This is a genomic window from Pseudoalteromonas sp. S4492 (genome assembly GCF_005886115.1).
GTDB lineage: Bacteria > Pseudomonadota > Gammaproteobacteria > Enterobacterales > Alteromonadaceae > Pseudoalteromonas > Pseudoalteromonas gelatinilytica.
The window spans coordinates 14109-27398 of record NZ_PNCP01000017.1 but is presented as its reverse complement, the minus strand read 5'-3'; the positions used below and the strand labels follow the sequence as shown (position 1 = coordinate 27398).

10 protein-coding genes are annotated in these 13290 nt (G+C 41.7%); 5 read left to right on the top strand and 5 right to left on the bottom strand.

Going from position 1 to position 13290, the window contains the following annotated elements; translation table 11 throughout:
• Positions 1 to 62: 62 nt before the first annotated feature.
• Together CWC28_RS05000 and CWC28_RS04995 are read right to left on the bottom strand one after the other, a co-directional pair.
• Positions 63 to 956 carry a TraB/GumN family protein gene (locus CWC28_RS05000; protein ID WP_063699904.1) on the bottom strand — a complete coding sequence of 298 codons (894 nt, stop codon included), beginning with the start codon at positions 954 to 956 and terminating at the stop codon, positions 63 to 65.
• Positions 957 to 1011: 55 nt separating this feature from the next.
• Positions 1012 to 1203, bottom strand: coding sequence for a hypothetical protein (locus CWC28_RS04995; RefSeq protein WP_063699902.1), 192 nt, complete (start codon positions 1201 to 1203; stop codon positions 1012 to 1014).
• Between the two features lie 277 nt (positions 1204 to 1480).
• Here CWC28_RS04995 and CWC28_RS04990 point away from each other — a divergent pair, with 277 nt between their 5' ends.
• Positions 1481 to 1726, top strand: a complete 246-nt coding sequence (locus CWC28_RS04990; RefSeq protein WP_138624827.1) for a hypothetical protein — start codon at positions 1481 to 1483, stop codon at positions 1724 to 1726.
• A 14-nt stretch (positions 1727 to 1740) separates the two neighbouring features.
• Here the strand turns inward: CWC28_RS04990 and CWC28_RS04985 are convergent, their stop codons facing one another.
• Together CWC28_RS04985 and uvrA are read right to left on the bottom strand one after the other, a co-directional pair.
• The gene (locus tag CWC28_RS04985; protein WP_138624826.1) at positions 1741 to 2796 is read right to left on the bottom strand and encodes a hypothetical protein; all 1056 of its coding nucleotides are present in this window, start codon (positions 2794 to 2796) and stop codon (positions 1741 to 1743) included.
• Between the two features lie 12 nt (positions 2797 to 2808).
• Positions 2809 to 5628: an excinuclease ABC subunit UvrA gene (uvrA, locus tag CWC28_RS04980; protein WP_138624825.1), complete on the bottom strand. Its 2820-nt coding sequence runs from the start codon at positions 5626 to 5628 to the stop codon at positions 2809 to 2811.
• 162 nt (positions 5629 to 5790) lie between these two features.
• On the opposite strand from uvrA, the gene CWC28_RS04975 reads away from it, so the two are divergent.
• From CWC28_RS04975 to CWC28_RS04960, 4 genes are all read left to right on the top strand, one after another.
• Positions 5791 to 7158 carry an MFS transporter gene (locus CWC28_RS04975; protein ID WP_063699895.1) on the top strand — a complete coding sequence of 456 codons (1368 nt, stop codon included), beginning with the start codon at positions 5791 to 5793 and terminating at the stop codon, positions 7156 to 7158.
• Positions 7159 to 7178: 20 nt separating this feature from the next.
• Positions 7179 to 7865: a single-stranded DNA-binding protein gene (gene ssb / locus CWC28_RS04970; protein WP_105182086.1), complete on the top strand. Its 687-nt coding sequence runs from the start codon at positions 7179 to 7181 to the stop codon at positions 7863 to 7865.
• Positions 7866 to 8271: 406 nt separating this feature from the next.
• Complete coding sequence (locus CWC28_RS04965) at positions 8272 to 10182, top strand: methyl-accepting chemotaxis protein (protein WP_158679773.1); 1911 nt, start codon at positions 8272 to 8274, stop codon at positions 10180 to 10182.
• Between the two features lie 286 nt (positions 10183 to 10468).
• A complete protein-coding gene (locus CWC28_RS04960; protein ID WP_171038289.1) occupies positions 10469 to 12193 on the top strand; it encodes an EAL domain-containing protein in 1725 nt (574 codons plus the stop codon).
• Here the strand turns inward: CWC28_RS04960 and CWC28_RS04955 are convergent.
• On the bottom strand, positions 12190 to 13086 hold the full coding sequence (locus tag CWC28_RS04955; RefSeq protein ID WP_138624823.1) for a 1-aminocyclopropane-1-carboxylate deaminase/D-cysteine desulfhydrase: 897 nt from the start codon (positions 13084 to 13086) through the stop codon (positions 12190 to 12192). The two genes, CWC28_RS04960 and CWC28_RS04955, sit on opposite strands and share 4 nt — an antisense overlap.
• Between the last annotated feature and the right edge of the window lie 204 nt (positions 13087 to 13290).

Here is a 13290-nt window from a genome sequence, read left to right as displayed (position 1 = left end):
CGATTAATACTGTAAACAAACAGATAAGTGCAGCAGCGGTTTTGTCTGTTTTTTCCATTTTCTTATTCCTCATCTGTGTTCAACTGTTTAATTGCATAGCCTTTATTTTTTAGTAAGCCTAACAAGCTATCGTCACCGGCCAAGTGGGCTGCGCCAACAAGCACCAGCTCTTTTTGATGATTAGTAAAATAGCGCTCTATCTTGCTAAGCCAGGTTAAATTACGCTGCTTAATTAGCATGTTATAGGTGAGTAGATCATGCTCTTTGAGCGGCATAATAGTGAGTGTATTCATTGCCTGCATATCGCCATTTCGCCATGCATCAAGCAGGGCAGCATAATGATGCTGATAGTGAGATATTTGCGCTAATTGTGATTCAATAAAGGCACTTTCGTCTTGGCTACCTAATTGCTTAAATAGGTGTAATTGAAACGCTAAGGTTTCAAGGAAAGCCAACTCTTTATCATCTTGTTTTGCTAATTTAGTTAGGTAGCTGTCGACACCTTCACCTAGTAGTGATTGCTTTTGTAATTCTAATGACGTCATTAACAAACTTACCAAAAATGGGCGAAAGCTATCGAACTCACTCAGTTTCATACCGTAACGGTTTAGCTGCTCTTCTAACTGCAGCTTCACTTTTGCTGTTAGCTTGCTACTTAATGTTTCACCTGCTTGGTAGCTAAGCGTTTTTAGCATTGTGAGCTGTGCCGAACTATCGCTTGGTGCAGGTACATCGGCTTCAAGTACTAAGGTATCTACTTGTTTATAAGCTTGATTAAATTCTACTGGGAGTGGTAGCTCTTTTGGAGGCAAAATATGAATTGAACCTGCAATGTAAATATAGTCATCGCCTTTACTTACCTGCCAAACAGCACTTTTAGCAGCGCCAAACCCACTTGTTAATAAGCCAGATGCAGCAACTGATGAGATGAGAAAGTGTCGAGTCAGTGTTTTCATTATTTACGCCTGTTAATTGAAAGAAGCTTGCTCAGCACTCTGAGCAAGCCAACGATTACTTATTGAGTTGTTGCTCAATTTGCAAATCAATTTTATTGTTCATTTGCTCAATAGACGCTTCGATAGAAGTCTCTAATTGCTGATTTAGTTTTTGAGCACCTTGCGTATTAAGTAAGGTATTAGGCGATGTAATAATGATTGCAGTGACAGCTAAAAGTGACATCATTTTTAATACTGAGTTAGTCATAATTTAATTCCTTTCATTGGTTGATTAGTTTTATCAGCGAAGCAAAATTGGTTGGTAGCCCGTTGATGGAAACTACAATAGCGAGGAATTTACATAGAGTCGCTTATCTAGTTCTAAGCGATTTATTTATAAGGTTTTAAAATTTTAATTTGTTTTATTTCAGTGTTTTATGTCTAATTCTTACGGAGTGAAATAAGGTTTTAAAGCCTATTATTTTGAGGCTGTGTATTTTGATGCTAGTGTAGGTGTATCAAAATAGGAACTGGTAGGTTTTGCTATGGGCTTTAAAGTAAAACATTATGCGACTAAAACAGTGGCAGCGAATAGCTCATTAGAATGGGAACTAATTTTAACTGAACTTATTATTGGTAGCCTTTGCGCAGCTTTCGCAAAGGTCGGCTATGACGCAACAATGCTGCTTATTTTTATACCCAACTTAGTAATCGCCTTAGTTTGCTTTGGCTTTATTGGGCTTTCCATATTTCATTTCATCAGAGAAAAGCGCAGTAAGCCAAGCGAGTAGTATTGATTGCTGCGTTACTTTGCTACTGGAGTGACACCAGGTGAGTCACACGCAATCACTTCAAATCGATAGCCATATTCGGCATTGTGATCAGGGGTTACTTGTACTATTTCGTAATCATTCAGCTCAACGGCTTTACTGTTTTCTGCTTTTAAACAGCGTGAATAACTATCGGCTTCAAAGCTGTAAGCAAACATCGCAATTAAACGTTTGCTGCGTTCAAAGTAACCTTTGGTATCTAAAAACTGGCGAAGGTTTTCGGCGGTTTCGCTGTCACCTTTTATATCTACGTCTTGGCTTGGAGCTGAGCTTTGTGTACTTTCAGGAAGTTGTTGCTCGAGCTTTTCACCGAGTTCTTCGACCGCTTTTTGCTGCTCTTCACCGGATTCTTTGGCAATGACTTTGCTATCGAGAAAGGTACTGACCATGTTGTCGAGCACTTCTTCAGGGGGCTTATCATCAAGAAACGAAATCAGGTTAATAAAGACCACAGACGCTAAAACAAAGCGCACAATAGCGGTTAACAGCGGCGAATAGCTTTGACTAATAAATTTAACTCGCTCAGAGCCGAATGGCTTTATCAGCAACAAGATAAAAATGTAGAAAGGCAAAAAAAGTTGAAATAACAATAAAGTACCTAGTGTTATTCCCATTGCCCAGGGTGGTAAATACAACAGGGTAGCAAAGTTATGTGTGTAGTTAAAATGACTGGAAGAGACATGAGTCACATCATTAACTATGCCGCTCGCACCGGCCAAGACAAAATTAGCGATACTGGCATAGAAGATTAAAATCAGTGCTTTGCCAGCAAGAGAGTGCCAAAGCTGGTTAAACTTGGGCCAAAACTCAATAACAAGCGCAATGATAGTGATGGTGGCACTTAGCCAGCCCGATTGCAGAACAATCAGGCTGCTTAATGCTAAAAGGTAGAGCTTTTGTGCGGTACTTAAGTTAAACCAAATGGCTTGTAATCGTTCAACCAGCCTTGTTTTATGAGGCTGCCAGCTACGTTGCTGTTGTTGAAACTGTTTATTAGCGCGCCATTTTGCAATTTTTAAATACCTACGCACGCAATATCCTTTTTATAGTAATGGTTTTAAGTATCTTCCCGTGTGTGAGCGCTCACAATCGGCGACGTCTTCAGGTGTACCAGAAATTAAAATTTCACCACCGCCTGAACCACCTTCTGGGCCTAAATCGACAATCCAGTCAGCAGTTTTAATCACATCAAGGTTATGCTCAATAACAACAATGGTATTACCGTGATCGCGTAAGCGGTGAAGTACTACTAATAATTGCTGAATATCAGCAAAGTGTAAACCCGTAGTTGGTTCATCAAGGATATACAGCGTTTTACCGGTATCGCGCTTTGAAAGTTCGCGAGCCAGTTTCACACGCTGTGCTTCACCACCCGAAAGGGTAGTAGCTGCTTGACCTAAGCGAATATACGACAAGCCAACATCCATTAAAGTTTGCAGTTTACGTGCAATGGCCGGAATTTTATCAAAATAGTCACGGGCATCTTCAACGGTCATTTCGAGTACTTGGTGAATGTTTTTACCTTTGTACTGTACTTCGAGGGTTTCGCGATTGTAGCGCTGACCTTTACACACATCACAAGGTACATACACATCAGGTAAAAAGTGCATTTCTACCTTGATCACCCCATCGCCTTGGCAAGCCTCACAACGGCCACCTTTAACGTTAAAGCTAAAGCGACCGACTTTATAGCCACGCGAACGGGCTTCTTGAGTGCCTGCAAATAGCTCACGAATACCAGTAAAAATACCGGTGTAAGTGGCAGGGTTTGAGCGCGGAGTACGGCCAATAGGGCTTTGGTCAATATCAATCACTTTATCAAAATGATCTAGACCCTTGATTGACTTATACGGGGCCGCTTCAGCGGTCGTTGCGCCATTTAACTCGGTATGAGCCAGTTTAAATAAAGTGTCGTTGATAAGTGTCGATTTACCTGAGCCTGACACACCGGTGATACAGGTCATTAAGCCAAATGGAATACGTAAATCAACGTTCTTTAAGTTGTTACCTGTGGCACCAAATAGCTCAAGCCATTTGTCGTTGGTTTGATGGCGAGTCGCTGGTACTTCAATTTTCTTCTCACCAGAAAGGTACTGACCCGTGATTGAATCTTTGCTGGCAAGAATATCGTCATGGGTACCTTGTGCAATAACATGACCGCCATGAACACCTGCACCTGGGCCGATATCGATAATATGATCCGCAGCGCGAATGGCATCTTCGTCATGCTCAACTACAATGACCGTATTGCCCAAATCACGTAGGTGAATAAGGGTTTGTAGTAGGCGGTCGTTATCGCGTTGATGCAAACCAATTGATGGCTCATCCAGTACATACATTACACCAACTAGACCTGCACCAATTTGACTTGCTAAACGAATACGCTGCGCTTCACCGCCAGACAGGGTGTCGGCACTTCGCTCAAGCGATAAATAATTGAGACCTACATTAATGAGGAAAGATAAACGGTCACGAATTTCTTTAAGGATCTTATCGGCAATTTGGGCGCGCTGGCCTGTTAGATTTAAACCATCAAAAAATGCCATGCTTTCACCAATACTCATTGTGGTGATTGCTGGTAGATTGGTTTGGCCTATAAATACATGGCGAGCTTCTTCGCGTAATCGAGAGCCATGACAGCTCGGGCACGCTTGGCTTGTTTGGTATTTTGCGAGCTCTTCGCGCACTGAGTTTGACTCTGTTTCACGGTAGCGGCGATTCATATTATTTAAAACGCCTTCAAACTCATGGTTACGCGTAATTAAATCACCACGGTCGTTACGGTAATTAAAGGCAATTTTAGTTTTACCTGAACCTTCAAGAATCACCTTTTGCGCATCTTTACCAAGTTCTTGGAAAGGCACTTCTAGGTCAAACTTATAATGCTCAGCGACAGCTTGCAGCATTTGGAAGTAATAAAAGCTACGTTTGTCCCAACCTTTAATTGCACCACCCGATAGGCTTAGCTCAGGATTTTGCACAACACGGTTTGGATCAAAATACTGACGCACACCTAAACCATCACAGCTTTGACACGCACCCGCAGGGTTGTTAAACGAGAATAAACGCGGCTCAAGTTCACTCATTGCATAGCCACACGTTGGGCAGGCAAAATTAGCAGAAAACAGCATGTCTTCGCTGAGTGAATCGTCCATTGCCGCTACATGGGCAATACCAGATGAAAGCTCAAGGGCTGTTTCGAATGATTCAGCTAAACGCTGTTGTTGGCCATCTTTAACTTTAAAGCGGTCAACCACAACTTCAATCGTATGCTTTTTATGAAGCTCAAGGGTCGGTGGATCTGATAAGTCACAGACTTCGCCATCGATACGTGCACGAATAAAACCTTGGCTTGCTAGTTGCTCAAGCAGCTTAACATGCTCACCTTTACGGTCTTTTACCACCGGTGCTAACAACATTAGCTTACTTCCTTCAGGAAGCGCTAAAACGGTATCGACCATTTGGCTGATCGTTTGTGCTGCAAGCGGTAAATCGTGAGTAGGGCAGCGAGGCTCACCGACACGGGCAAATAATAAACGTAGGTAATCGTATATTTCGGTGATGGTACCGACCGTTGAACGCGGGTTATGCGACGTCGATTTCTGCTCAATAGAGATAGCAGGTGATAAACCTTCAATGTGATCAACATCGGGTTTTTCCATCAGCGATAAGAACTGTCTTGCATACGCTGACAATGATTCAACATAACGACGTTGCCCTTCTGCGTACAAAGTATCAAACGCTAAAGACGATTTCCCTGAACCAGATAGGCCAGTGATAACTATCAGCTTATCACGGGGAATGGTTAGGCTGATGTCTTTTAAATTGTGCGTACGGGCGCCTCGGACTTCAATGTTTTCCATGCTATCTCGTTTTATTACCTAATTATTTTTTCAGTATCTCATAATACGCGATAAGATTAATCCTTGATCAAAGAAAAAATCATCGCTTACAGGTGATTATTTAGTTTTCGCTTGTGGTAGAATCCACGCTCAAATTTTAATAGACAGCAAGATCAGTAATTCATGACAGCATCTTCACTCAACTCTCGAGAAAAACGCGCTGCCGTTTCGTTGGCGAGCGTCTTTGCATTCCGTATGCTTGGCCTATTTATGCTGATGCCAGTATTGGCGATTTATGGTCAGCAACTAGAAGGTTTTTCGCCGCTTTGGATTGGCTTTGCTATTGGTGCCTACGGTTTAACGCAAGCGGTGTTACAAATACCGATGGGGTGGTTGTCTGATAAAATTGGCCGCAAAAAAGTGATTATTGGTGGCCTTTGTATGTTTGCTCTTGGTTCAGTGATTGCGGCAACTGCTGAGTCTGTTCAAATGGTTACGCTAGGGCGTGCACTTCAAGGCATGGGGGCGATTGCCAGTGCCTTATTGGCACTTGCTTCTGATTTAAGCCGTGATGAGCAACGTCCGAAAGTTATGGCCGTGATTGGTATGTGTATTGGTATGAGCTTTGCTGTTGCTATGTTACTTGGGCCAATTGTTGCTGCATCGTGGGGAGTCGCTGGGGTATTTTGGCTTACCGCAGGGCTTGCCATTTTAGGTATTCTAATCGTGTTATTTTTAGTTCCTAATGCGGTAAGTAAAGCCCCAAAAGGGGATACGCTTGCTACTTTAGATGACATTAAACAACTGATTAAACACCCGCAATTAGCACGCCTTGATTTTGGTGTAATGCTGCTGCACCTGACATTAACCACTGTATTTGTCGCCTTACCAGGCCAGCTTATCAAAGATGGCTTAGTTGCAGACCACCATTGGTATTTATATATTCCTGTGCTGTTTTTAGCGTTTTTCTTAATGGCGCCTATGATGATTGTGGCGATTCGTAAAGAAAAAGAAAAACAAGCGTTTATTGGCTCAATCGCGCTGCTTGTTTTAAGCATGCTAGCAATGTCGTTATGGGTTGATTCAGTGATTGGTATTGGTATTTGTATGCTGGTTTACTTTATTGCTTTTAACTTTTTAGAAGCAACCATGCCTGCACTTGTGTCACGTATTGCTCCTGCAAACCAGAAAGGCTCTGCGATGGGCGTATTTTCATCAACACAGTTTTTTGGTGCCTTTTTAGGTGGTTTATTAGGAGGTTACGTTGCTCAAGCATTAAGTGCGCAAGCAGTGTTTGCGGCGGCGGCACTTGTTGGGGTAATATGGCTTATCCTTGCTTGGAATATGCAAGTCCCACCAAGAAGTAAAATAATTAGCTTAATGACTGAATTAAGTTCAGAGCAGCAGGCACAAGCGCTTGCTTCTCGTCTTGTTGCTTTACCGGGCGTAATTGAAGCAACGGTTGTCTGTGATGAAAATCGCAGCTATTTAAAGATTAATGATAAAGAATTTGACCTAGACCAAGCACGCAAAGTGGCTGGTTTAATCTAACGTTTTATAGGAGAAGTTCCATGGCACGCGGTGTGAACAAAGTTATCTTGGTTGGTAATTTAGGCCAAGATCCAGAAGTACGTTATATGCCTAATGGCAATGGCGTAGCGAATATCAGCATTGCTACGACAGATAGCTGGAAAGATAAAAACACAGGGCAAATGCAAGAGCGTACTGAATGGCACCGTGTTGTGTTGTTTGGCAAACTAGCAGAAGTTGCTGGTGAGTATCTTCGTAAAGGTTCACAAGTTTACATTGAAGGTCGCCTACAAACACGTAAATGGACTGATCAATCAGGCCAAGAAAAATTCACTACAGAAATCGTGGTAGACATGGGCGGTCAAATGCAAATGTTAGGCGGTCGTGGTGAGCAGCAAGGTGGCGGCTATCAAGGTGGTCAATCACAAGGCGGTTACCAAGGTGGCCAACAACAAAGTGGCGGCTACGGTTCTGGCCAGCAAATGCAGCAAAGCAACAATAATAGCTATGCGCCACAGCAGCAGTCTGCACCTGCGCAACAACAGCGCCCGCAGCAACAATCTGCACCTCAGCAAAGCAATAACCAATACGGTGGCGGCTATGGTCAGCAGCAAAACAGTGCGCCTCAACAAGGCGGTTTTGCACCTAAGCCACAAAATGCACCACAAGGCGGCGCATCAAACCCAATGGAACCACCTATCGACTTTGACGACGATATCCCGTTCTAATTGGTGACATAGCAAAAGCTGTATAATTAGTTTTTAAGAAGCCCCGCATTAGCGGGGCTTTTTTATGTGTGAGAATTAATGCTTAATCTAATACCAACCCGCAATAATACTTAATCATTTTGAGGGATTAAACCTATCGCTAACTGCGTTAAAAATTTCTCATTTAGAACAACTAAATAACGAAATTTTTGCCTTGTTATCAACGAGGTTTTATTGCCTCAAAATAGACTACTTAATTAAGCGGGTTGGTATAAAAGCAAGTTGGTAGTCCGAATTGGCTATATTTAAAACCTGGTCTAAATTTATAAAACCCTAACCCACTACTTTTCTATTAACTATGCAATTTTTAAGGAAGATAAGTTTTCAACAGGCGCTAGCAGCGGTTATCGCTTTTGCTTTGGTTGTCATGATTGCAGCTTCTTATACTGTTATTAATGAGTCACTGGCTAGAAAAAGCACAGTCGAGAAGGATGCTGTATTTATACGTGAAGCTTTGATGGTTGATGAGATAGCTCACGAAACGGCAGTTGAACGGGGGTTAACGGCTGGTCTCATCGGCTCGGGCTACAGTCAAAATAAAGAGCGTGTTGCTCAGCAGCGTTCAGTAGTCGATAAAGCGTTTAATAAATTTGCTCGCTATACCCAAGAACAAAAGCTTTCATCAACATTATTCAAAGCTGTATTGGCGAAACATGAAGTGATCACAACGCTTAGGGAGAGCGTCGATAAGCAACAAGGTCAACATGCATTTGTTGTTTATTCAGATTCAAACAAGTTCATGCTTGATGTGGCTAACCGACGCGTTTCGCAGGTCAAACAAAGTGAAGCGATTGCGTCTGGTCTTGCGATAGTCGAAATGTCTTTATTAAAGGAAAGACTGGGGCAGGTGAGAGGTAAAGTGAATGGCGTTTTATCTTCTAAGTCTATTTCTGAAAGTAATCAAGTGCTTATCAGAAGCTATTTTCACAACATTGAAGAAACCTTGTTTCTGCTTTCTTTAACACTTACAGATGAAGCGGATCAAAAGTGGTTAGCAGAATTGACTAACTCACAAATTTATCAAGATGTAAAAAGCATTGTTGAAAAACTTAACCAAGAAAGCGGCGAATTAGCCCAAAACTATCCAACGCCAGCAGATTGGTTTGCTCAGTCGACCGAGTTAATAGGCAAGATCCGCAAGCATATTCTGCAAAAGCAGCAAAACCTAGAAGCGCTCATAGAGCATAGCCGCAGTAGCGCAAATACAGCGGTATATGCCACAACTGGCTTTGCCATTATTCTTATTGGTTTGTTCCTCGCGTTTGGATTATTCGTTATTAAGTCGCTGGCTAGAAAAGTAACGAGGGTGCGAGATGTTATTGGTAACATCGCCACGAGCCATGATTTGGGAGTAAGAATTAACGATAATTCAAGTGATGAAATTGGTGCAATTTCCAGAAGTGTTGATGAACTTGTCGATGCGCTTACTGATTTAATTAGGCAAGTTCAGCAAGCAAATAACACCAGTGAATCCAGTGTTAAGTCGTTAATCTCGTTTGCTAAAGAGCTGTCTGTACGTGTTGAAAATATCAACTCAACAACGACAACGTTGCACGATAACTTCACAAGGTTATATAGCCAGATTGAACAAATCGCGGTATCTGCGGAAGAGAGTTCTAAAAACACCACAAAAGCCAATGATTTATCCGCAAGCACCAAGCAAATTATTGGCAAGAATAAAGCAAGTATTAGTTCGTTGTCAGATTTGATCCAGCAAGCGCATGAGCAATCGGATGCCTTAAGTGCCAAGACTAATAGTATTCAATCTGTGCTTGATACGATTTCGAGCATTGCAGAACAGACTAATTTACTGGCTCTTAATGCAGCAATAGAGGCTGCTAGGGCAGGAGAGCAAGGCCGTGGCTTTGCAGTGGTTGCTGATGAAGTGCGTGGTCTAGCTACACGCAGTCAGGCCTCAACATCTGAAATATCTTCTGTATTAGATGATATAAAACAGCAAGTTCAGCAGTTGCAGGTGTACATGGAAAATACCTCTGAATCAACGCAAATGGTCAGTGATAATAGCGAGAAAGCGTTAACAAACATTGATATTTTAACTGACAATATCAGCGATGTGAGCAGGCAAACAAACACGGTGTCAGACGCGATTGAGTTGCAAAGCCAGCTTGCTGAAGAAGCAAGCAAAGCAAGTCAGGATATCACGGCAAATATGCATGATGTGCAAAATGAATTAACGTTACTTTCAAAGCTTATCGTTGATTTAGAAAATGCCCAACAAAGAACCTCTAATGCCGTCAATATGTTTAAAGTCAATTAGCAAGCAAGACTAACTGAACTACTGCGTCAGTATTATTAATATCCTTCTGAAAGTAATTGGTAAGATTTAAAGCCAGCCCATGTGTTGGCTTTATTAATAACTCAAACTTTGTTGCTACTCCTTTAAGGTGGACTTTGCTGGTTACAAAATAATTATCATTAACCCTTTTTGCTAGGTGTTTAAAATTACAAAACTTTTGACAGCGTTAGTTCTAGGATAATTCTGAAATTGCTTTTAATCGCCCTGCAGCCTTGTATTTATGGGGTTCTTGAACAACACTTTGTGTATGTTTGGGCAACTAACCTGTGAAATGAAACAAGACTTAACTTCACAAATAAAGCAACCGGAGGCCATTTATGTGGCGGCCGCGTTTTTGCTATTAGTTGTTTTTAATATTTTCTTAAGTGATGTGTTGCACGATAAAGTTCATCGCACAGGTACTGAGCTTGCAAAGCAAGTGTATGAATTAAATCTCGACCCGATTGCCTCGCAAGATATTATTGCGACCTTGGTAAAGAGCCAAGGCTTTGCAATGAGTGCCAGTGATGTGCCACATAACTTTGCAAATTTTATCAACCTTGAGCAAGAGGTGTTTAGCTATAAAACGGTTAATCTGCGCTTGTTTCATTGGCCTTCTTGGCTGGTTGAAAGTCACTTATTTTTGTTCTTGAATTTAATATTGCTTGGCACTGGGTATTGGGGTTTCCGCTGGTGGAAAAAAATGTTCAAGCAATTAGCGGTGGTTGAAAAACCAGTTATTAAACCATTTGAGCCCTTGGGCACTCAGTTGGCGGCAAAGAAAATAGCCCCACCAAAACCTTTAGGTCATCAAGATTTAAATATTTTGTATGGTGTGCCAACTAACTACAATCATTTGTTTGCACTGTTTTTTTGGAAAAATCCATTTCCTGCTAATCTCGACGTTGATAATTACTTTAAATTAGTCATAGCAAAGGGGTTTGGTGAGCTAGTAAATCGCTCTGTTAAATTACTGCCATCGGGTGGCGTTGCTGTGACATTAAACAGTGTGCCTGCCACAGAAGTTGATAAATACACTAAGCGATTACATCAGGTTATTTATCAAGCCTGTTTAAACTACCGTAGTGACCTGTCGCGATCGGATATAAAAATAGGCGTGTGTAATTACCGTACGGGAGCTGATCAGGCGGTAGTTTATCAGCTTACTAAATCGGCATTAGCACTGGCTAAACAAAGCGCTTGGCAGCATATTCATCGCTTGCCTTTTGGGCATACGCAGTCAAGTATGCTCGCAGATAGTAAAGAACACCTGTTTGAGTACATAAAGAAAAAGCACTTTATGTTGTTTTTTCAGCCTTTATTCGACTTACAAACCGGCGATATTTTACAGCATGAGGCGTTGATCCGTATTCGTCACAAGAGCTTAGGCTTGCTTGCGGCTCGGCATTTTATTCCTCATATGAGCAGTAAAAAAGATGTCTTGTTATTGGACCAAACTGTCATTTCTCAAGTGAAGAAAATGCTGAAAAACGAATCAGGCCCGTTGACTGTGAGTATAAACTTGCACGCAATGAATTGGTTTAATGACGAGTTTTGGGAATGGTTTAAACAACAAATGGTCGATTTTAATAGTGCAGAAAAACTGCAGTTTGAACTCAGCGAAGACGATTATTTAAAACAGCACAAAAAGCTCAGTGAGCAGTTCGAGTGTTTAGAAAAACTGTCGGCAGGCATTGTCATTGATAATGTGCGCACTGCTGAGCATTTAGCGACCTACAAAGATATTAAAAATGTATGCAGTATTAAGTTGGCTTTTGAGCTGATCCACAATATTGACACCAACACGCAGCAGCAAAAGATGGTTAAGCAGATAATCAACAAAGGCACTGAGTTAAACTTTCCTGTTTATGCAGTTGGAGTAGAAACTCAGAACGAGCTAGCGACTTTAAAAAACCTAGGTGTCATTGCAGCTCAAGGTTTTTACTTTGCCGAGCCATTACAAAAACTGGCGGATATTACGCCTTATAGTTAGTCAATGAGGCCTCGGTATTTCAAGCCATCTAACCCCTGTAGTCCGCCAGTATGAACCGCAATGATGTGCGTTCCTTCAGCAAAGTAACCTTGCTCTATAAGTTGCCATACGGCATAGAGCATTTTACCGCTGTAAATAGGTTCAAGAGGGATTGCGTGTTGCTTGCTAAAGGTTTGGCAAAACTGCCATAAATCATCGCTAAATTTTCCGTAGCCGCCATCATGAAAATCACATAACAGTTGCCAGTTTTGTTGTTTAGCTTTATTGCTGAGCAGCTTAATTTCTTCTATTAAATAGTCCGCTTGCTTTAACACTGCGACACCTAACAGCTTTGTATGCTGCGGTGCGCCTTCAATTAACCCCGCTAATGTGCCGCCACTACCGGTTGGGCAAGCAATCACGTCACAACTTGGCAAGCTTTGCGCTAATTCTTTGCAGCCTAAAAGCGCAGCAGCGTTAGTGCCGCCTTCTGGCAATATGTAAGCATTGGGGAATTGCGCTTGTAACTGCGCTAAATAAGCTTGGTCGTGCCTTAGTCGGTAAGTTATACGGTTAACCGGGTGTAAGCTCATACCGCATTGCTTTGCGTAGTGGAGTGTTGGGTTGGCTTCGTCTAGCTCTGGGCCGCGAATAATACCGTGGGTTTTAAAGCCAAATAGTTTACCCGCTGTCGCTGTGGCATGAATATGATTTGAAAATGCCCCCCCAAAAGTGAGTAATTCAGATTTACCCTGTTGCTGCATCGCATCTAAGTTAAATTTGAGCTTACGCCATTTATTACCACTAATTTGCGGATGAATTAGATCATCCCGCTTGATGCTAAGCTGAATTTTACGCGCAGCTAATAAGGGGTGATGAATTGTTTGTACTGGTGACTCAAAAGAACTATTCACGGCATCATTTTTAGTAAAAAAACACGCCTAATTGTAGCAAAGTCGTCATACAGATAGAAATTAGTCAATTAAACTAAAATGATTTTGTTATTTACTGGCATCAACTAAGGTAATAGAGGTAAACTCAGATAATAATTGAACAAAGCTTGTGTTTTGCCTTGCAAGTACATAGCATAAGAGTTTAATTATAAAAAAATAATAATG

Coding starts and splice junctions, on each gene's coding strand:
- CWC28_RS05000 (WP_063699904.1), bottom strand. CDS start 956: ATGAAAACACTGACTCGACACTTTCTCATCTCATCAGTTGCTGCATCT.
- CWC28_RS04995 (WP_063699902.1), bottom strand. CDS start 1,203: ATGACTAACTCAGTATTAAAAATGATGTCACTTTTAGCTGTCACTGCA.
- CWC28_RS04990 (WP_138624827.1), top strand. CDS start 1,481: ATGGGCTTTAAAGTAAAACATTATGCGACTAAAACAGTGGCAGCGAAT.
- uvrA (WP_138624825.1), bottom strand. CDS start 5,628: ATGGAAAACATTGAAGTCCGAGGCGCCCGTACGCACAATTTAAAAGAC.
- CWC28_RS04975 (WP_063699895.1), top strand. CDS start 5,791: ATGACAGCATCTTCACTCAACTCTCGAGAAAAACGCGCTGCCGTTTCG.
- ssb (WP_105182086.1), top strand. CDS start 7,179: ATGGCACGCGGTGTGAACAAAGTTATCTTGGTTGGTAATTTAGGCCAA.
- CWC28_RS04965 (WP_158679773.1), top strand. CDS start 8,272: ATGATTGCAGCTTCTTATACTGTTATTAATGAGTCACTGGCTAGAAAA.
- CWC28_RS04960 (WP_171038289.1), top strand. CDS start 10,469: ATGTTTGGGCAACTAACCTGTGAAATGAAACAAGACTTAACTTCACAA.